The sequence below is a fragment of the Paraflavisolibacter caeni genome, from assembly GCF_025628885.1.
In the GTDB taxonomy this organism is placed as follows: Bacteria; Bacteroidota; Bacteroidia; order Chitinophagales; family Chitinophagaceae; genus Flavisolibacter; species Flavisolibacter caeni.
On the sequence record NZ_JAOTIF010000026.1, the window covers coordinates 68,826 to 90,055 of the forward strand.

Sequence of the window (21,230 nt, forward strand, 5' to 3'; positions counted from 1 at the left end):
AATCTAATATCCATAATTGATAACCAGTATTTCTCACTTACCAATTCTTTCCCTCTCTAATGCCTCCGGGTGAAACCTTACCTCCTTTATCCACCCCTTAAACCAATTCACTTTATTCAAACGAACGCCAAGCGAAATTTGCCCCTTGTTCATCGGCTCCAATCCTATTGCTCCCTCAAGTTCCTTTACTCCATTTATAAAATGAGCCATCTTTTTACCATCATATACCAATGCCACCCAATACCACTCGTCACACGGATGTAGCTTTGTCGAATCAATTAGCGTTACCCGCTTGTTCGATTTACCATTTTTTAAGAACGTATCAATATACCAGTTTCCTTCTGGCGTGATCCGTGCTTCAATGGTTCCCCTGTTATCTATACTATCCTGGAAATGAAGAAATCTTGGCGCAGTCGGACCATCCGCTGCAGGCTTGTACAATAATTCAATAGTAAATTCCTTCCACCCGGCTACTGGATTAACAGGCAAAATGAGTCCATCATCAATTCCATCAAAAAACAAGGAAGTTCCCGTCTGGTCCTTGACAACTTTGGGAGCCCCTAAAACAGTAGTTTTATATCCTCCTACTAATTCAGGGTTATTTAGCTTCCAAATAACTGCCCTCTTTGAATCTGAGATACCTTTTGTAGATATCAATACCACACTTCCTATCAGTATAAAAGCCTTCAGCCAGCCTTTTCTAACCAAGCCATTTTGAATGAACGTTTTCATATGTCAAACGCAATTAACGATGGAATAGCTTGTAAGATACCCCTGAAAAAAGAAAGGGCTACAGTTTATTCATCTGTAGCCCTTTCTTTTTGAAATATTTCCTCAAACTGCCAAATTCTTTAATATATCAATGCACCAATTCATTAATTGATTGGAACAATTGATCCTTGGTAAAAGGCTTTTCCAAAAAAATGTCTGCGCCATTCTCAATAGCTACATCTTTTGCCGAGCCATCAAAGCCTGAAATCATAATAATTTTTATTGCAGGGTAGTTTTTCTTGATAAAACTGATAAAGTCAATTCCAAATCCATCCGGAAGTTTATTATCTAAAATCACAACAGCAGGTTGTTCTTGTTGAAGATATTCCTCAGCTGCTGAAAGATTTTTCACATGTTCCACTTCCATTTCCTTCCCATTCAGCATAATGTTTAATAACAAACACATATCTCCTTCATCTTCAATAATGAGGACTTTCTTTGCCTTCGTATTCTGCAGGGTAGCTTGTTTCATACAATTCTTTTTAGGGTTTCAGTTGATTGTTTTAGTAATTCAAAAGACAGCGGGGAATAATTGCTGAACTTGTTTGTGTTCGGTCTGTAATATTAAAAAATCATTCCAATATAAAACGAAAAACTTTCCCTCAACACTTTTCTACACATGCATCCTCGTTGCTGAAGCATACTTGGAGTATAGATACTCCCTACCTACTCCGTACCATAGCCGTACTTTAGCCGTATCTAAGCCGATGCTACTTCGACCATCCTTCGACCATCCTTCGACTATCTTTCGATCTGAATTGAGCAAATGCTCATAAATAAGGGGGGGAAAACAACCTACAGGCAGAACGCCCTAAAAAGCACTGAACGGAGTCAAGGGAACTGGGCTTAAAGGTACAAAACCAACCCCCACCTTCCAAGTTTTGAACCCCCAACTCTCAACTTCAAACTCCAAACTTCAAACCTCAATTCTATCATCTTTTCTTCCCCATTCTTCATTCTCACTTGTCCGCCTCTGGCGCATTCGAATCACACGTCATTCCCTAGAGACTTCCAACCAAAGCCCAGTATAAAGCATTAAAATGGCAATTTTCATCTCTTCCAAATCCCTTCAATCCCCAAATCCAGTTTCAGAAAATACAAATGAACAGTTTAAAACTTATGATGTATGATCCATGTCACCAGATTCATGATCCCCTGGCTCCTGGTCTATATTAAGGATATTGTCATCATCTTTTTTACTCTTATAACCAGCAGCCACATCATCAGCTACTCGGTCCCAATAGTCATTACCTAATGTTCTGTCTTCCTTGCCTCTTTCAACCCGCCCGGCAGCGCCAGATTTCTTTTTCAGTTCATGTCGACGTCTCATTTCACTACTATTGGAACCCCTGTTCCCTCTTTGTTTTTCAACCCTCATACAATAAAATTTGGTACAATTCAATTTAAGGATTTTAATCTAGGTAAAGAAACTCAAAAGCGCTTCCTATGGCATCAATTTAGCTGCTAATAACTATAAAATCTGTCTATGAAACACAGAGAAAGAGATAGATTGCCTCAGGATAAAGACCGTCACCTGGATACTCCTCAGGAAGCTAACCGGGATAAGCACATCAATTTTCTGGATATAGAAAACCCAGGCGATCAAAATAAAGACAATAGAAAAAGGGACAAAGAAACAGAGGAACGTCGTAAAGAGTGGAAACAAGGCATTGCTGAAGGGAAAAAGGTCAGAAATGAAGGCAAGTAATCCGAAATACTGGTGCACAAAAAGAATACGCCAGTGAATGCAATACAATTATTTTTATTCACTGGCGCGTTCTTTAATGTCCTCCAAAAATTTATAAGAGCTTTGTACTTGATTGTAAATCAAGCAAATATTGAGCAACAATTTGAACCTATGCTATGAAGCTTCAACCTTGCCCTCTAAGCTTTTTCTTGCTGCGGTGAGTGCTTCAACCGGCGATTCAAAAAGCTTGGGCTCACCATCCTCTCCTTTGATCATTTCCCCATCTGAAGACTCAGAAACAGGTTCTTTCAGGAAATAAGCGACTGTAAAATATTCTGTAGGTATTATATTAGGATTTGAACGGTGAACATGGTAAGGATCCACCTTTAGCCATATTTCTTTACCATTTATAGACTGCTTTTCTATCATAACTTGTTTTTTAAATAAATGCAAAGTTGAGGCCATTATTACAACTCCACCATCGGCTGTTCGGCACTTGGTAAAAAGCATTTTTCATTTGTTGATAACAGGTAAAATCATCAATAGTACTATACCTCTATGCTCTGATAATTAGTATAAATTTGGTATGGCATAAAATTTCTTACTATTTACAAATAGGTTGTGTATCTTAATGCATCCTTATCATGCTCATGGTAAAGAAATGCTTGCATGAGAGGTATTCCTTATTAACCCTTAAATAATAAAACCTTATGGCAAAAGCAGTTAAAAAAACAGCAAAAAAAGCAGCAAGTAAACCTGTAAAAAAAGCAGCCGTGAAGAAAGCTGCCCCTAAAGCAAAAGCAGCAAAAAAAGTAGCTCCTAAAAAAGCAGCCGTGAAGAAAGCTGCTCCCAAAGCAAAAGCAGCCCCTAAAAAAGCTGTAAAAAAAGCAGCCCCTAAAAAGTCGGCTAGAAAACCAAATGCAGCCTTTATGGCTCCCCTGAATGTCACTCCCGTTTTGGCAGAAGTGGTTGGAAACAAACCAATGCCAAGAACCGAAATCGTAAAGAAAATATGGGATTATATCAAAAAGAATAATTTACAGGACAAAAAGAACAAAAGAATGATCAATGCCGATTCAAAACTGAAACCAGTTTTTGGAGGAAAAGATCAAATCTCTATGTTTGATTTGGCCAAGCTTGTAAATAGCCAAATTGCAAAATAAATTTGCACTTACCTATAGTGGTTAGTTGACTACTATAACATATTTAACAAGGCCTGCTAATGGTTGAGTTTTAACTCATACTATTACATGTAGGTCGATATAGTCCGTATAAGGAAATTTGCTGGTGTTGACACCAATGTCAACACCTTAAATAAGTTTTGTCTTTTTATAATTGGTGACAACATCAGCATTAACCTCTTCGTGGCTTAGTAATGATCATTAACTAATAACTTCAGGTTAATTTTTGTTTTATTTTTGATGCTGAGAGTTTGACTTTTTCTTAATGATAGGAACCCATATTTAGACTATACGATAAATATTTATAAATGGTACAGAAAACATATTATAAAACCAAGGATTATTGTAAAGTAAAATTTTCATTTCGGGACGATAACGCTGAAACAGTTGAAATATTAGGTCTGAACGACGATTGGGAAAACCCTATTGTGATGAGCAAAAAAAAGGATGGGTCTTTTGCCATTGAAGTGAGCCTCCCTAAAAATACAGAATACGAATTCAAATACCGGGTGAATGGTACAGAATGGATAAACGAACCTGAGGCAGACTCCCAAAGACCTAACAAATTCGGGGGCAGCAATAGCGTATTGGTGCTTTGATCTTTTTATTAAGACTCACCTTTTTACAGCTTATAAACGGGTCGCAGGTATTGTTTTTGATGATGTGGCTTTAAATTTAGTATCATGAAGAGTAAGGCACACATCAAAACGCACCCACTGCATCCGATTTTAGTAGCGTTTCCCATTGCCTTTTTTATTGGTGCCTTTATATTCGACTTTTTATCTCTGGCTACAACCAATTTATCATTCTGGCAAACTGGCTATTATTTATCTATTGCAGGCATTACAGGAGCACTCTTAGCAGCTGTACCAGGCGCTGTTGACTATTTCTTTACGGTCCCCCCGAATAGTAGCGCGAAGAAAAGAGCTACAAAACATGCGCTGATCAATCTCCTCAATGTTTTCCTTTTTGGATTCGCTGTATATTACCGCGGCACAGAAGCTGCTTCAACCTATGTAATATTAACAATAGAAGGAATTGGTGTCATCCTTTTATCCATAGCGGGTTGGTTGGGCGGCACCTTAGTACACCGTAACCAGATCGGCATTGATCACCGTTATGCTCAAGCAGGGAAATGGAAGGAATCATACTTCGAACAATCCAGCGGAAAAATTGAGGTAGCCACTATTGATGAGTTAAAAGTAAATGGACTCAAACTATTGCATGTAGCAGGCAAACGCATAGCACTTGGACGTACAGAAAAAGGTTATGTTGCTTTTGATGATCATTGCACCCATAAAGGAGGCTCGTTAGCAGATGGAGTATTAATGTGCAATACAATTCACTGCCCATGGCATGGATCACATTTTGATGTTGAAACAGGCAAGGTCAAAGCGGGGCCGGCAAAACAACCAATTGCTACATACCAGGTAGCAGAACAGGATGGCAAAGTATTTCTTTTATTGTAAGTATATAAAAGATTTATCCATTCACTTTCTTCTATATCTAGCCGCTTTGCATGGAATGATGGGCCCTATTCGACAGCTTTCGCTTTAAACCTTATGATCACGCTAAATAAATGGTTTCGTTATGGCAAAAACAATGAAAGCAGCTTATTATGAAGCATTTGGTGGAATAGAAAATATCAGGATTGGTAATTTGGAAATTCCAGAGGTAAAGGAAGGCGAAGTACTGGTAAAAATAAAAGCAGCCTCTATCAATCCCGTAGATGCAGCGGTAAGAGCAGGACATCTGAAAAACTTTATCCCAACAGTATTTCCAGTTATCCCAGGCTGGGATTTAGCTGGCGTTGTGGAAGAACGTGGTTTTAGTGCCCGCAGGTTTAATTTAGGTGATGAAGTATATGCTTATGCCCGTAGACCAGTAGTCCAATGGGGCACTTTTGCCGAATACATAGTGATCCCGGAAAGCTACCTTTCTCCATGCCCGCCTAATATTCCCTGGGAAGAATCGGCTGGCATTCCATTGGCGGGGCTTACAGCTTACCAGTCCATGTATGATGCAGGCCAACTCCACAAAGGACAAACCGTATTGATTTTAGGCGCATCCGGCGGCGTTGGAAGCATGGGTATTCAACTGGCAAAAGCCAAAGGTGCCTATGTCATTGCTGTGGCAAGTAAGAAAAATCATGAATACATGAAACAAATAGGCGCAGACCTTACAATCGATTACCACAACACTGATATTGGTGAGGAAGTAAAGAAAATGAACCCGGAAGGAGTAGATCTCGTTTTTGATTGCGCAAGCGGGGAGACATTACAAAAGAGCCTATCGGCCCTCAAGAAAAATGGCCGGCTGGTTTCCATTTTAAACCAGGGCACTGGACTAGATAAGAACATTAACTTTCAATATGTTTTTGTAGAGCCAAACGCTACCCAGTTGACACATCTGAAAGGATTGGCAGACACAGGAAAATTGAATGTGCACATCAGTCATACATTTACACTTGAGGAAACAGCAGAAGCCTTCAAACTAATAGAAACGAAACACACAACGGGGAAAATAGTAATTGAGCCATAATATTATTATACCTCCGTATAGCGTCATGAATATTTGTAATCAATCTTCTTCGTCTATACCACTTTTAGCTGCTGCTTAATACACCTGCTATTTCAGCTTTCTTCAGGCTGCTGTCAAAACGGTATACTTTTCCTTTTTGTGTCGAAAATTTGACTTCACGATCATGATAGCGCAATATGCATTCATTTCCATTTTTAGAAAGGACTTCTACCTTGGATAGTTGTCCGGCTTTCCAACTCATGGCAACTTCAAACCCATTTCTTGCACAGAGCCCTTTTATTGCTCCCTCAGCCAGCGCTACTGGTAATGCGGGCAGCAAATCAATATAACCAGCATGGCTCTGCAACAACATTTCTCCAATACCAGCTGCACCGCCAAAGTTGCCATCAATCTGGAAAGGAGGATGAGCATCAAACAAATTGTGATAGACACCGCCCCTTTCACTACCGGATGCACCTTCTGCAGGAGACAACAATCCTTTTATGATTTGTAAAGCATGATTACCATCTTTGAAACGTGCCCACAAGTTTACTTTCCAGGCAAGACTCCAACCTGTACCCTCATCACCCCTGTAAAGAAGTGATTGACGTGCAGCTTTCATCATGGGAATTGAATCATCCCAGGTAATATCCCGGCCAGGATATACGCCCCACAAATGAGAAACATGTCGGTGCGTATCAGTTGTATCATCTTTATCTTCTAACCATTCCTGTAATTGTCCATATCGTCCTATTTGATTTGGAGCAATTTGGTTCACTTTATCTAAAAGTTGCTTACGGAAAGCTTCATCTGTTTGTAATACTTGTGAGGCTAATATGCAGTTGTTGAATAGTTCGCGTATGATTTGATGATCCATTGCTGGCCCTGCTACCAGGCCTCCATGTTCAGGAGAATTTGAGGGTGTGCTGATTAACCACCCTGTTTTAGGATCCTTCACCAGGAAATCAATAAAGAATACTGCAGCATTTTTCATAATTGGATATTGTTGCTGCAGGAAATTTTTATCCTGTGTGAATTGGTAGTGCTCCCATATATGCTGGCAAAGCCATGCCGCTCCTGTAACCCATATACCATGATTGGAGGCATTAATGGGTGCAGTTCCCCTCCAGATGTCTGTATTATGATGCAGAACCCAACCGGAAGCATTATAGTGCGCTTTTGCTGTTTCTTTACCAGACTTTGATGCTTCTTCAATCAAACGGAACAAGGGCTCAGTACAGGAAGATAGATTTAATATTTCTGCAGGCCAGTAATTCATTTGCAGATTGATATTTGTAGTGTACTTGCTGCCCCATGGTGGCGTTAATAAATTATTCCATATGCCCTGCAGGTTCGCCGGCTGCGTACCTACCCTTGATGAGGAAATAAGCAGGTAACGTGCATATTGCATATAAAGCGTCAGCAATGACGGATCAGATTCCGGACTGAACTTTAAAATCCTTTCGTCTGTTGGTAATGACTCATTAGAGCTTCTTCCAAAGTTGATTGAAAACTTATTAAAAAGCTGGTGATAATCTTTTTGGTGAGCGGCCCTAATAGCAGTATAGTTGGTACTTTTATTCAATAAAAGAAGCGGTTGCTTGCTGCTTATATCCGGGTTACCAGAAACATCCTTAAAACTCTTAAAGCTTGTGGCCGCAGTAAGGTAAAAAATGGCTTCATCTGCATTTTCAAGGTTAATTCCTTTATTACTAACAGTTTCCTTGCCATTGATTGCTATGACTCTTAAATAAGACGCACCTCTTAATACACCATTACGGACTTTAAAATCAATTCTTATGGTTTGGTCATCAATTCTTTGAGTGGTAAAGCCCTTATGGGGACTCTTTAGGAAAGCATAAAGATGAATGCTTCCCTTTTTGTTTGCAGTTATACGCATCACAATGGCCTGGTGGGGTACGGATGCTAAATATTCACGCGTATAAGTAACGCCATTAACTGTATAAGTCGTTTTGGCAACTGCATTTGAAATATCAAGTTCCCTTGAATAATTACTTTCTTTTCCAGAATGCTTAAACTGGACAAATAAATCACCAAAAGGCTGATAGCTAGCTTCATATTGCGGGTAAACTGGTGGGGTATTGTTCTGTATCCAATATTTCCATGTAGAATCCAAACTAATTCCTTTAGAAATATCTTCATTTTCCAATCGAACAACCAATCCTCTGGAAAAGTTCTTAATTCCAATCAATCCACCTTTATCATACCAGTTAATAACCTGAATGGAAATAACGTTCTTACCCTTCCTTAATACAGAGGCAGGAATTAGATACCGGCGGTTTTTTGTAATACCTTCTGATGAACCGATTGCTTTTCCATTTACATAGGTGAAATCAAGGTCTCGTATGCGTCCTAATTCAACCACTAAACTTTTTCCTTCCCACTCTTTAGGCAGATCGAACGAATTGCGCAACCAAATGGCGCCATCCTCTCCTTCTAATCCAACTGTCTCCCAACCTTCAGCGGCGGGGAGCTGTATTTCTTTCCAATTCTTTTCATCAAAAGAAAATGCTGAAGCAGCAGTGTCTTTCCGAACAGATTGAAACCATGAATTCTTCAAGGATTCATAACCTTCTTCATTACTTTTCCTGCCCATGAAATGCTGTTCAGCCAAAGCTTCAGCCTCCGTCTGTTTAGCTTCAGCTAATAAATTTCGGATAGCTTGTAAATAGTGGGATGCGCCTTCACGATGATAATCCCTTGGCCCTCCTGTCCATAAGGTCTCCTCATTGAACTGAATGTGCTCTTCCTCTGTCCCACCATAGATCATACCGCCTAATCTTCCGTTTCCAATAGGTAGGGCATCAGTCCACTTTTGAGCAGGGTTTCGATACCATAGCTTAAGGTTTTGAGTTTGTGCGAACAGAGTATTTATACAGAAAAGGCTAATCAATATGATAAACGCAGAACGTAATAATTGCATTTCTTGGGAATTATAAAATGGTCTTAATTGCTATTTGGTTAATTCTTCTTTTCTCCCTCAGTCCTACTTGCCATAGTAGGAATATCTAATCGTGTTATCCTTATAGCCATATAAGGCTTACCAGGCAACTTCACTTTAGACTTTTGCTTATCAATAAATGCATAGTTATTCAACTTCTGCACTTCATAAACTTTATCTACTGGCTTGATGGTCATGTTCCAGGTATCAATCAGTTCCACTTTGAACTTCATACCATCTTTTAGTCCTTCATCAGGTAGAGAAAAGGCCCATTCAGAAGGCGTTTCTTTTCCAAAATAATATAGGTAATAAGCGCCATACTTGCCAACTGCATTCAACAAATAGTATTGATCCAGGGGCAGCCAATCCTTAGGTGCTGATTCAACAATCTTCCTTAAAAAAGAGATCCTTTGAGGACTGGTTCCATTCAGTTTTCCACCCAGGCTAATCCATCCTTCTTCCAGAGCTTCTCCATGTGTTGCATATGCGCCACCAATATAAGCGGTCCAGAAACGATAAGTTAGCTCTTCTCCGGTTAACTGTCCCCAACGTTTTTCAATATTGCCTTCATAATTGATCTCATCATGAACAATCGGCTTTTGATAAATATCCCTTAACAAGGGAGATACGCCAAAAACCCTGACTGCATTATAATATTGGAGACTCACATGTGTCACCCATGGCTTCTTGTAATCATAGATCCTGTCAGCATTGTGAATAGAGCGCAGGTGTTGGTAAGGATCGTATTGCTGTACTACCTGAAAATAATGATCCCAGTCTTCATCAGTCAAATGTTTGATAAAACTGTTTTCATTGGATAGACTCCACCATATATTGTGATAAGCTCCAAACCTGGCAATTACATACCGAAGAAACCGGTCATTGGTCTCTCTGTCCATTTGATCAAACCCCCATTTACCACCATCATATGGACGGAAAAGGATAAGATCAACTTCTATATTCAGCTTCTGAAGTGCCAAGACATCCTTTTCTAACTGTTGAAAAAATAAGGGATTGAACCTGGAAAAGTCAAAGTTTTCTTTTTCTGTGCCAACAAAAGGAAATACAGTAAGTTTACCCGGACCTTCCACATAACGTTTATGATAAGGTGGAACAGCTAACATACGCACCTTATTAAAAGGTGCCTGTTGCAATGTGGCTAAAGTTTGAGCCTTCTTTTCTGCAGATTGAAAGGCCCATTCATATAGAGTAGTACCAAATGGAATGTAGTTAGTGCTATCTGCAAATGCGAAATAATATTTGTTTTGTACGGATACAGGTCCATGATTTTCCCTTTCCGCAGGAGTGCAATAGAACGAACCACTTTTATTATTCAATTCAGCTTTATTGCTTTTAGTCAAGTACTTCCACTCTCCTTCTTCATTAGGCATAAAACGAATCTTGTACAAGCCATTTCCATCGTAAAACCCTTCTGGTTGGAACTCTTTGTTTCCATGCCTGAACACTGCAGAAAATGCCGTATTGATAAAAGGATTGCCTTGCTCATTTCCTTTAAGAGTTAATTCAAAAACGTCCCACTTGGCAACTTTCTCCTGTGCATTGGAGAAAACGCTAAAGAAAAAAGCAGCAACTAGTAAAACTGTATACCTTTTCATATGAAGCAGTTTTTCTATTCTCCCGATGTTTTAGCCGTCAGCGTTGATATTTCCTCAGTAACAGAGTTATCTTTTACAACAGGAGTTTTAACATACTTGAAATTATTCCCACTCATTGTAATTCCTTTAGTTTTTGCCCCATTCAACTTTAAGAATACATCAGTACCATTTACAGGGAATGAATTATAAATAAAAGCATCTGTTACATTGTTCAGTTGCACAACCGGCGTACCAGCAAGTGGGGTAAAGGTTTTGACCCCTTCAATTTCCATGCGGTTCACTTCCTCAGCATTTATAGAAGAACCAATAGTCGTGTTGATTTGGACATTATGGAATTCTATATTTTTTGCTTGTTTGATGGTGAAACCAGTTTTTCCATTAATGTTGATGTTGTTGAAAGTTATGTTCTCAATAGGCATCTCTTCCAGTCCATTTATATAACCGGCTTGGTTAACTTCGGCAGTAATATCACTGAAATGAATATTACGGAATTGTGGTGTTCTTGAAGATACTGGCTCGGGCTGCGTTTTAGCATATTGCATATCCAGCACAATAGCTTGCTCGCGGATATTTTTCATAATAATATTGTCCACCCGGATCTCCTCTACTACCCCACCACGTCCCCTGGCAGTCTTGATGCGGATACCACGATCGGTACCGTCGAAAACACAGTTAGAAATAGTGATCTTTTTTACACCACCAGACATCTCGCTACCAATCACTACGCCACCATGTCCAGACAGCATAGTGCAATTGGTAATGGTATAATTCTCAGCAGGTGCAGCCATTTTACGGCCTGCAGAATCTTTACCTGATTTGATCGTAATACAGTCATCTCCTACACTTATATGGCAATTTGAAATGTGCACATACCTACAAGACTCTGGATTGATACCATCAGTATTTGGTGAGTGTGGGTTATTAATGGTCACACCTTCCACTGTAACGTTTTCACAGAATTCAGGATTCACTGTCCAGAATGGAGAATTAATGATGGTGATGCCCTCGATCAAAACATTCTTGCAATACATGGGTTGAATGAATGGAGGACGCAAAAAGCCACGTTCTACCCAACCTTTTAAATCAGGCCTCAGAATATTCTGATTTAAGCGATCAAACTCTAATTGCCATTTGGTGCGGGGATTCTTTTCATTATAACCTTCAGAAAAATCCCACCATTTTTTTCCATGACCATTAATTAATCCACGGCCACGAATTGAGATGTTTTCAGCTTTATAGGCATAAAACAGTGGTGAGAAGTTGGTGACATCAGTTCCCTCCCAACGCGATGGTACCATTGGCAGGTAATCATCAAAATTATTGCTGAAGTGTAACTCAGCACCAGCATCAATGAATATGGTAATGTTGCTCTTCAAATGAATAGGACCGGTAAGGTATTTACCAGCTGGAAAATAAACAGTTCCACCGCCTGCTTTGGATGCTGCATCGATTGCCTTTTTAATGGCATCAGTTGCGATTTTACTACTATCGTTTTTAGCGCCATATTTTAAAACGTTATAGTAAGATTGAGCTTTAACACTGACAATAGAGAATACAAATGCAAGACAGATAGCTAAAGTTGTTTGATGCAGCTTCATTGCTGATTTTAATTAATTATAAATGAAATATTTAAATACTAAAACCTATGAGCATAAGTGCTGTATAGTTTTGGGGGTTACAATTTTGCTGTAACAGCTTTCAGTTTTTTCCCTTTGTAAATCTCTTTACCATCTGCATAAATATAGAAGCCCTTCCCCTTTCCGTATTTATGCCCATCTTTATCCCAGAAAATAGTCAATAATTTACCATGGTAAGGTACTTTGTCGAGGTAAAACCAATCCCACTTACCTTCAGGAATTAAAGGCTGAACCTTCAATACATTATCTGCTCTTGGTTTTAAGCCAATCAAATCATTAATAATGAGATCTGCGAATGAGGAGTGATTATAATAGCTGCTCCTTGGATTATCTCCCTTTAACCATTCGCCGTTCTTTTCATCCTGGTATTCCCCAAGGTAAGGTAATCCCCTCTTTTGATGCGACCATGCATAAGTATACAATTCGTCATAAAAAACCTCAGGAGTCATTTTCCCTTTATGCTTGTATTGTGTAAGCAGATTAGACAGTCCTTTTAATGTTTGCGTAGTGGCAAAAGGCCAAATAGCGCCATCCCATTCACAGCCGTGACCTGTACCATGCGTGCGGAAAAGTGGGTGCCTTCTTTCAGCAGTAGTTAAACCCCATGGGGCGTCGAACCCTGCAGTATCAATAATCTGATCCCACTGTGCAGCATATTTCTTTTCATCGTCAGGAAGGTTGAAATACCATGGAATAAAATCAATAGCTTCCCTGGCATCACAAAGGTTTCCATTTTCGTACTGAGCTTTGAAGAAGGAAGCAGTGTCATCCCAAAGCTGCTGCTGCACCAATGCTTTTAGGTCAGTAGCTTTCTGATTATATTTCTTTTGCAGTGTATCATTGCCAACAATAGCTGCCATCTTAGCCATTGCCACGGCATTCCCATACATATAACTATTGATGGTCGGACGCACATTTTTTTGCTTTCTTGATCCACTGATTGATTCTTCCATAGCATCCCTCACATCAAATTGCCAGAACATTTTATTCGGTAAGCCTTTTTCGGCTTCCCATTGCATATAGTCTTCGTTCAGTGTCAATAGAATGTCCTGTACATATTTCTGGTCCTGAGTTACCAGATACCAGTTGTAAACTGCATTTTGCAACCAACTGCTAAAGGCATGAAGATGTGGCTTTGGAGTTTTCTTATCTACATAGAGCCAGAATGAAATATAATCCTTCATATACTCAGACTTACGCAACCAGCGACCCTCATATATATGGTGTCCAAGTGCACTGCTTACTGTGTTGTATTTGCCGGCATGATTAACAGGCGTGATAAATTCAGTGAATACAAATCCATCCGGAGTTTGCTTGAGATGCTTGCGAACACACCACCAACGATAATAATATATCTTTTCCAGAACACTATCAGGACATTCAAAAAGTGGCACATTGTTCGATAGCCACTGAAACGCCTGATCATTGGGTACAAAGTTTTGAACAGTTTCCGTGTCAATAGAATTAAAATAATCGGAATAATTCTTCAACTTACTTATAGAGAACGAGGCCTGGCTGCTCACCTGAGCGAGACCGGAGGTACCTTGTAAAACTGTGAAAAAAAGTACTAATGTTTTAAAAGAAAATAACTGCTTCATTTATAATTATAATTCAAAAATGTTTTCGTCAGCTTTCTATTCAAAACCACAACAAAACCAGCTTCCTCGGTTCTACAAAGAAGAATCTTTTTGAACCAATACCGCTATTATTTTTGTTAAGATTGAATGTTCTACCGTCCAATTAAGCCATTTAGTAATATCAGGCATCAATCTGCTCATATTGTCCATCCTCATCAATTGCAATTTCTGAATGCCTCCAAAATAACTTTTAAATATTTACATCACCCTAACCATTAAAGGTTGTGATTTTCCATCTCAATTCTTACCACACTGGCTAAGTCAGAAGGCATGCGCGTTTTTTGAGGCAATATGAATGATAAACCATTATTATCCTGATTAAAATTGCAATTTGTTATAGCCTTAAGTCCTAATAGTTCAACTTTCTTAACTGTTCCTTTCAAAGTTTCCTTTGTCAATCCGGTAAGTTGAATCAATAGATCTTCTGAAGATCTATTATCGCCAGGCTTCACAGCTGCAGGCCACTCCGGAAATATTGCATATACTATATTTCCCTTTCTTGTGTAATAGACATTAATGCCATCAGGCAATGATTGGTGGGATATGACAAAAGGTCTTGTATTATAGATCGCCTCACCATATGACCATAACCATACGCCAACGTTGGCCACCACATCTTTTTGATCTTGCGGGAATGTCCCATCTGACTTTGGAGAAAGATTCAAAAGCATTTGACCATTATTGCTGACTACCTCGATCAATTTATGTATGATGTCTTTGGCCGTGCGGATCTTCATTCCTTCAACATAACCCCATGAATAATGGTAACCTGTCCCAATCGCATAATCACACAACCAGGGCTTAGCAATTATTGAATCAGGATTGCTGTTCTCATGGTCCAGCATGCCAACTTCTGAAGGCATATCATGATTCTTATAGGTAACAATTACTTCCTGGTTTCTTTTACGGGCATCATTGAAGTAATGCGCCAGGTAATTTTGCTGATATTGTTCAGGAACCTGATCCATGTATGCATCAAAATACATGATGTCCGGATGGTACTTATCAACCACTTCATTGCACTTGTCCTGCCACATTTTCAACCAACGCTCATGCGGCATCAGGCACCCATATAATTTGGCATATTTGGGATTGTTTGCAGCCCAGTCTGGCTTTACCTTGACATAAGTGTAATTAATTTCATGATGTAAGGAAGTAAAGAACTTCATGCTCCTTTTTCGCACAGCCTTTTCCAATTCGCCAATAATATCACGGTGAGGCCCCATATTTTTTGCATTGAATGGAGTAAACTTGCTGTCCCACATAGAAAAACCATCATGATGTTCCGCTACAGTACCAGCAAACCTGGCACCACTTTTCTTGAATAGGTCAGCCCATTGGTCTGCATTAAAGTTTTCACCTTTGAACTGAGGTATAAAATCATGGTAACCAAACTTTGATAAGGGACCGTACAATGCTTCATGCCTGCGGTGCACACCATGTTTATCATGACCGGTATCCTGGTGCATGTAATAATAATACTGTTCATTGTCATAAGCAGGAACAGAATACACCCCCCAGTGCGTATAAATGCCAAACTTGGCATCTCGGATCCATTCGGGTACTTCATTGTGTTTGGCTAAAGATTGCCAGTTGGGTTGGTAGGTTTCTTTCTGAGCAAATGCAGAAGATACAATCGTTAGTAACAATATTGTTGCTTTCAGAGCCCTCATATTAATATTAATGATTTGAGACATATGGCAAAAAAATGGGGAAGAGGAAAACCAATTCCCCGCACACTATAATTGCTGTATGAAAATGACTATGTACACCATTAAATTATGGGTGCATAAAGTTCGAATTTCACCCAAATAGAACAATATAAAAATCAACTATATTGATGGATTATATGATTATATACAAAACTGGCCACCTCTATAATTTGAGGTGGCCAGTTTTGTATTTGACTTATACGGAATTGGAAAGTCGATTAATTATATCCCGGTGTTTGCCCAAATTCCTGTCCGTTGACCAGGGCATCTATTTCATTCTGGGGAACCGGCCTTGTTAAGTGATACTCCTGTACAGCCGTAATGTCAAGGTTGTACTGATGAATACGAGGCACCAGTTGACGTGTACGTTTGAGATCAAACCAGCGCATATGTTCACCAGCAAATTCTCTTGCTCTTTCATCTAATATAAAATCAAGCGTTACCTGATCCGGGGTTATCTGCATATCTGTTATCTTACCAGGCTTTGCGGCTCTTGTTCTTAATACATTGATATAGTTCGCTGCTTCTGATTTATTGCTAAGTTGGAATTCAGCTTCAGCAGCTATCATATACATTTCAGCCAGGCGAATAACAAAAATATCATTATAGCCAGGTTGCGCGTTTGGACCTGTTGTTGGCGTAGCGGCCCTGTTTGGATCATCGAACTTTTTAAGCACTACAAAATCATTGCCTTTGATTTTTCCTGTAGCTGGCTCATAAGTACTATCACGGTCAATGACAACGTAAGGTAATGAAGCTTGATTTGTAATACGCTTCTTAGTTACATATAAAGCTGTATCTTTTCCGGTTTGCAAAGTCTTACCTAGAACTCCAGCATCCTTTTTATAAGTATTCACATCAGCTTGCGTCCATGTGTAGGCCTTGTTTGTTATATAGGTTTCGCGGAATGAACCTTCATAACGGGCATCTATATCGTCGTTATAAAAATCAAGTAGAGCCAATGTAGGCATGAGCCGGCGTTGGTTGTCGTTGCCATATTCAAAACTCAGTTGCAAGCCTGGCTTGGAAGAATAAGGTGATAGGTACCACATGTGCAAACGGTTGGCATTATTGTCATAATTAGAAGTCTGATAGTTCTTCAATGAATTGCTGATCGTATACAATGCCTCTTTATTCTTTTTATTGTTGGCAGGTTTCCATAGATCTGCATAATTAGCCCACAGGTCTACACCAAATTCTGCCTTTCTGTCTATTACTTCTATAGCTGTGTTTCTTGCCTTTGTAAAAAAATCTTGTGCCTCTGCTCCTTGTGAATAATACGCCCTGGACAAGTAAGCTCTTGCTAAAAGACCTAAAGCAGATTTCTTAGTGGCCCGGCTATATTCATCTCCCCATGCATTGGGCAGATTCGCAGCTGCGTACTGGAGATCATCAAAAATGAGATTATAAAAATCCTGCACAGAACTTCTTACAGCTGTCAGCTCCGCACTTTGGGTTTCAGTAGTTCTCAACATCACGCCTCCCCAGGTTTCTACTACATGCCAGTAGTAAAAAGCACGGAGAAAACGCAATTCGGCTAAACGCTTATTCCTTTCAGTTGAATCAGTAAAGCCGGCCTGGTCAATGTGATTAATACCAGCATTCGTCATATTGATTCCTTTCCAAAGCGTTGCCCATGCATTGCGCATAGTGCCGCTTGCAGATGGGGTAAAGTTTTCGTAACGAGTCAACTGATTGGCAAAGTTTGCTTTTTGCTGATTGAACCATAAATCAGTTCCGGCTTCACTCATTAAAATGCCGTCTTCTTTGCCATACCAGGCCCGCTGCTCGGAATAGGCTCCGTTCACATTGGTAATAAACCCTTGAGGTGTGGTCCAGGTTGCGTCAGCGGTTGGATTACTTGGGTTGTATTCATCAAGTTTTTTGCATGAGTAAATGCCAACAATACTAATTGCGGCTATGCAAAAAGAAATATATTTTGAAAAGTTCATGATTATCATTCAGTTTTTAATCAATTAATTTAGAAATCCAGGTTCACGCCAAATACAAATTGTCTGCTCAATGGTGTTGACTCAGCACCACCTCTTTCAGGATCATAATCTTTGATTAAATGACTTTTTGCAATTGTAAGGATGTTAGAGCCAGTTGCATAAACCCTTACACTTTCAGCAAAAACCTTTTTGGTAAGAGCTTTGGGCAATGTATAGCCCAATGTAACGTTCCTGATCTTAAAGTAAGAACCATCTACAAAGGTCAATGTCTGGTAACCATTAATACTGCTGATGACTGCACCCTTCTTAGGACGAGGGAAATCATTGGTCGGATTTTCAGGAGTCCAGTAATCGATCATTGCAGGTCCGTTGCCTTCACCTGAAGGGTTATATCTTCCCAGGAACTCAGCGTTGATCATTTGGCCATAACGTACGAATAGAAATATACCGAGGTCAAAGCCTTTATAACGGAAGTTATTTTGCAAACCTGCAACGAACTTAGGCACAGCTGCACCAATAAATGTTCTGTCACTTGTATTAATGATAGAATCACCATTGATGTCTTTCATCTTGATATCGCCAGGTTGGAAAGGTGTATTGCCAAACTTATATTTCGAGGCCTCATCTGCTTCCTTTGTTTGCCAGATACCCAACTTTTCATATGTATAGAAAGAGTTGATGGGGCGACCAAGCAGTAATGACATTGTCTCAGGAGTAGCCGAAGAAATAATGTCTTTTCCATTAACTAACTTGGTGATCTCTTCTTTGTTTTTAGTAAAAGTCAAAGTAGTATTCCAATTAAAATCCCTGCCCATTATATTCTGGGAGGTAAGCGCGATTTCTATGCCCCTGTTCCTGGTTTCACCCACATTCTGGTTCACATCTCGTACACCTGTAGAAGGTGGCAAACTCCTTAAATAAAGAACATCACTTGTTTTTGTCTGATACAAGTCAATATTAGCTGCCAGACGGTTTGTGAATAATGAAAAGTCCAGGCCTATGTTAGCAGTTGCAGATTTTTCCCAACCAAGATCAGGACTTGAAATTGTTGGATTGAAAATATAGGCAGGAGCAACTACATCCCCGAAGCCCATGGTTTGAAACAATAATCCACTTTGGGTTCCATATACAGCAATGCCATAGTTCCCAGAAACACCATAACTAAGCCTCATTTTCAGGTTATTGACAAAGTTGATATTGTCCATAAACTTTTCCTGGCTTAGGTTCCATGCAACCGACGCTGATGGGAACGCATCCCATTTATGGTCAGGTGCCAAACGCGAAGCACCATCCCAGCGTTGGGTCAGTTGCAACAGGTACTTTCCTTTATAGCTGTAATTGAGCCTTCCGGCATAGGCAATGTTATTCCAGCCAGTAAAGCCAGAGCTAATCGTTCTGCTGGTGGCATCTGTACTTCCCAAATTATAGAACAGTTGGGAAGGTACAATCTGGTTATTACCCGAAGCACTCATGTTATCCAGATCACTCTGAATATATGAAGTAATTCCTGTAAGAGTTACTGAATGGTCATTGAATTCCCTGGTATAAGTAAGAATATTATCCCAGTTAATGTACCTGCCGAAACCGGAAGAAACAGATGAAGTGGTAACCTTGGTATTGACTTGCGCCAGTGATGTAGCATCATTGTATATACCTCTACGGTTATAATTGAAATTGGTTCCTAAATTAGACCGGAAAGTAAGTCCCTTTAGTGGTTTCAAATCAATATATCCATTTGCAGATACACTTGTTCCAATATTATTATCACGAGCAATGTAAGGACCTCTTTCGTCTGTAAGCGGGCTTATCCTTGTCGTATTCTTTGGAAGAGGATAAAGGCTAATATTCCCTAAAGAATCATATGCTTCTCCCAGAGGAGCTATAGAAGTAGCTGTAGACAGAGGATCTCTCCTATTATCTTGTTTGTAATAAGTAACCTGACTCAATAAACCAGTAGTAAACCATTTGGTAACTTTCTGATCCAGGTTCAGGCGGACATTATAACGGGTGAACTCGTTATTGCGTAACATGCCTTCTTCCTGGAAGATTCCGGCAGACAAATAGGCTTTAGTTTTGTCATTACCACCTCTGACAGAAACGGTATGGCTTTGCTGATGACCATTCTGATTAACAAGATCAATCCAGTCTACCCATTGACCAGCCTGAATAGCTTCCCATTCACCATTGTTGGCAAACAGCTTGGCATCATCAGCAGGACTGCTCCATTCACCATTGGCACGCCATGCTTCCCGTCTTAATTGAATATAATCTTCACCAATCCTTACACCTGGATATTTTGTATAACCATTGGTACCATAGTAACTATCGAAGGAAACTCTTGTTTTGCCCTCAGCTCCTTTTTTGGTAGTAACTATGATCACACCATTTGCACCTTGCGCACCGTAAATGGCTGTGGCAGATGCATCTTTCAGAACTTCCAGAGACTCTATATCATTGGGGTTGATATCATTGATATTACCACCCTGGTAACCATCAATGATGTATAAAGGCTCGTTGGCAATGGATGTAAAAGACCTGTTACCACGAACCCTGATATTGGCGCCTGCACCAGCAGCTCCTGAGCTCCTGGTAATGTCCACACCAGGGACTTTACCCTGGATGGCTTCCACAGCGTTAAAAGTGGGTGTTTGAACAACTTCACCTCCTTTTACAGAAAATACCGATCCTGTGAGGTCACGTCTTTTTACCTGGCCATATCCAATGACAACCACCTCATCAAGCTTCTGGCCTGTATTTGTCATTGAAATAGTAAGGGAAGTTTGTGTACCAACTTTGATCTCCTGAATGCCAAACCCAACATGGCTAATTACTAGTATTGATTCAGGGGAAGGCACTACAATGGAAAAATTGCCTTGTTCATTGGAAAGGGTGTTTGTAGCTGTGTTTTTAACCTGTATACTCACCCCAGCTAATGGCTGTGCATTTTCCTGACTCACAATTTTACCTGTGACTGTCCTTTGCTGTGCGAATAAAGTTGAACTGATGAGAAAGAGAAATAACACCCAAAAGGGTTTGATTTGTCGTTTCAAATACATATGGTCTTTATGGTTTTAAAATAATAAACAACACAAATTCATTCACCCACGAAGAATAACAATCGATGGAAATGAGGTTCGATAAAAATGGGGATAAAAGTAAATTTTCAAAAATGGCAAACAATGTATGTTTTTACTGAGATAATGGACAATTTTACTGCCACTTTTAAAAATGCCATTAATGTAATGGCGAAGTAGTACCAGCCATTAACCTATTTTCTGTTTGAAGCTTGGCAGTAGAGCTTTTGCAGTTATGTTAATGGAGCGTTTACAGGCTGTTAGAGCGCAGTTGATATGGAATACATACGAAGTTACACCGCAGTAATGTCTCTATAATGTCTCTATAAGGTCTCCTATGTTTGTTTTTTGAAGCAGTATTTTTTGAGAGGAGTCGGGAAGGTCTGGGTAGTTTTGAGTCCATCAGTGAAAAAGGGTGAGCGTACAATTTAGGTCTAAGTAACCCCTGAGGGTATACTGTTATAGAGATTTTACCTCCCCT

The 21,230-nt window shown here is 39.7% G+C and carries 16 protein-coding genes; 5 read left to right on the forward strand and 11 right to left on the reverse strand.

Annotated elements, in window-relative coordinates:
- Positions 1–33: 33 nt before the first annotated feature.
- The 3 genes from OCK74_RS22935 to OCK74_RS22945 all read right to left on the reverse strand — a co-directional run bounded on the left by OCK74_RS22935 (position 34) and on the right by OCK74_RS22945 (position 2,101).
- Entirely contained in the window at positions 34–732 is a 699-nt protein-coding gene (locus OCK74_RS22935) for a LamG-like jellyroll fold domain-containing protein (RefSeq protein WP_279299434.1), read from the reverse strand.
- Between the two features lie 127 nt (positions 733–859).
- Positions 860–1,243 carry a response regulator gene (locus OCK74_RS22940; RefSeq protein ID WP_279299435.1) on the reverse strand — a complete coding sequence of 128 codons (384 nt, stop codon included), beginning with the start codon at positions 1,241–1,243 and terminating at the stop codon, positions 860–862.
- A gap of 645 nt (positions 1,244–1,888) precedes the next feature.
- Entirely contained in the window at positions 1,889–2,101 is a 213-nt protein-coding gene (locus OCK74_RS22945; protein ID WP_279299436.1) for a hypothetical protein, read from the reverse strand.
- Between the two features lie 156 nt (positions 2,102–2,257).
- On the opposite strand from OCK74_RS22945, the gene OCK74_RS22950 reads away from it, so the two are divergent.
- On the forward strand, positions 2,258–2,479 hold the full coding sequence (locus OCK74_RS22950; RefSeq protein ID WP_279299437.1) for a hypothetical protein: 222 nt from the start codon (positions 2,258–2,260) through the stop codon (positions 2,477–2,479).
- Positions 2,480–2,632: 153 nt separating this feature from the next.
- Here OCK74_RS22950 and OCK74_RS22955 read toward each other — a convergent pair whose 3' ends face one another.
- Entirely contained in the window at positions 2,633–2,887 is a 255-nt protein-coding gene (locus OCK74_RS22955; protein ID WP_279299438.1) for a hypothetical protein, read from the reverse strand.
- Positions 2,888–3,168: 281 nt separating this feature from the next.
- On the opposite strand from OCK74_RS22955, the gene OCK74_RS22960 reads away from it, so the two are divergent.
- The 4 genes from OCK74_RS22960 to OCK74_RS22975 all read left to right on the forward strand — a co-directional run bounded on the left by OCK74_RS22960 (position 3,169) and on the right by OCK74_RS22975 (position 6,180).
- The gene (locus tag OCK74_RS22960) at positions 3,169–3,621 is read left to right on the forward strand and encodes an SWIB/MDM2 domain-containing protein (protein WP_279299439.1); all 453 of its coding nucleotides are present in this window, start codon (positions 3,169–3,171) and stop codon (positions 3,619–3,621) included.
- Positions 3,622–3,947: 326 nt separating this feature from the next.
- Positions 3,948–4,238: an isoamylase early set domain-containing protein gene (locus OCK74_RS22965; RefSeq protein ID WP_279299440.1), complete on the forward strand. Its 291-nt coding sequence runs from the start codon at positions 3,948–3,950 to the stop codon at positions 4,236–4,238.
- 84 nt (positions 4,239–4,322) lie between these two features.
- The gene (locus OCK74_RS22970; RefSeq protein ID WP_279299441.1) at positions 4,323–5,108 is read left to right on the forward strand and encodes a Rieske (2Fe-2S) protein; all 786 of its coding nucleotides are present in this window, start codon (positions 4,323–4,325) and stop codon (positions 5,106–5,108) included.
- Between the two features lie 121 nt (positions 5,109–5,229).
- Positions 5,230–6,180: an NADP-dependent oxidoreductase gene (locus OCK74_RS22975; RefSeq protein WP_279299442.1), complete on the forward strand. Its 951-nt coding sequence runs from the start codon at positions 5,230–5,232 to the stop codon at positions 6,178–6,180.
- 64 nt (positions 6,181–6,244) lie between these two features.
- On the opposite strand, the gene OCK74_RS22980 is transcribed toward OCK74_RS22975, so the two are convergent.
- The 7 genes from OCK74_RS22980 to OCK74_RS23010 all read right to left on the reverse strand — a co-directional run bounded on the left by OCK74_RS22980 (position 6,245) and on the right by OCK74_RS23010 (position 20,731).
- Positions 6,245–9,103: a glycoside hydrolase family 95 protein gene (locus OCK74_RS22980; protein ID WP_279299443.1), complete on the reverse strand. Its 2,859-nt coding sequence runs from the start codon at positions 9,101–9,103 to the stop codon at positions 6,245–6,247.
- 38 nt (positions 9,104–9,141) lie between these two features.
- Positions 9,142–10,737 (reverse strand): DUF5060 domain-containing protein, encoded by a 1,596-nt coding sequence (locus tag OCK74_RS22985; protein WP_279299444.1) that lies wholly within the window; start codon positions 10,735–10,737, stop codon positions 9,142–9,144.
- A 14-nt stretch (positions 10,738–10,751) separates the two neighbouring features.
- A complete protein-coding gene (locus tag OCK74_RS22990; RefSeq protein WP_279299445.1) occupies positions 10,752–12,335 on the reverse strand; it encodes a glycoside hydrolase family 28 protein in 1,584 nt (527 codons plus the stop codon).
- Positions 12,336–12,412: 77 nt separating this feature from the next.
- Positions 12,413–13,972, reverse strand: coding sequence for an MGH1-like glycoside hydrolase domain-containing protein (locus tag OCK74_RS22995; protein ID WP_279299446.1), 1,560 nt, complete (start codon positions 13,970–13,972; stop codon positions 12,413–12,415).
- Between the two features lie 254 nt (positions 13,973–14,226).
- Positions 14,227–15,684, reverse strand: coding sequence for an alpha-L-fucosidase (locus OCK74_RS23000; RefSeq protein ID WP_279299447.1), 1,458 nt, complete (start codon positions 15,682–15,684; stop codon positions 14,227–14,229).
- A 257-nt stretch (positions 15,685–15,941) separates the two neighbouring features.
- Positions 15,942–17,675 (reverse strand): RagB/SusD family nutrient uptake outer membrane protein, encoded by a 1,734-nt coding sequence (locus tag OCK74_RS23005; RefSeq protein WP_279299448.1) that lies wholly within the window; start codon positions 17,673–17,675, stop codon positions 15,942–15,944.
- Between the two features lie 29 nt (positions 17,676–17,704).
- Positions 17,705–20,731: a SusC/RagA family TonB-linked outer membrane protein gene (locus OCK74_RS23010; RefSeq protein ID WP_279299449.1), complete on the reverse strand. Its 3,027-nt coding sequence runs from the start codon at positions 20,729–20,731 to the stop codon at positions 17,705–17,707.
- Between the last annotated feature and the right edge of the window lie 499 nt (positions 20,732–21,230).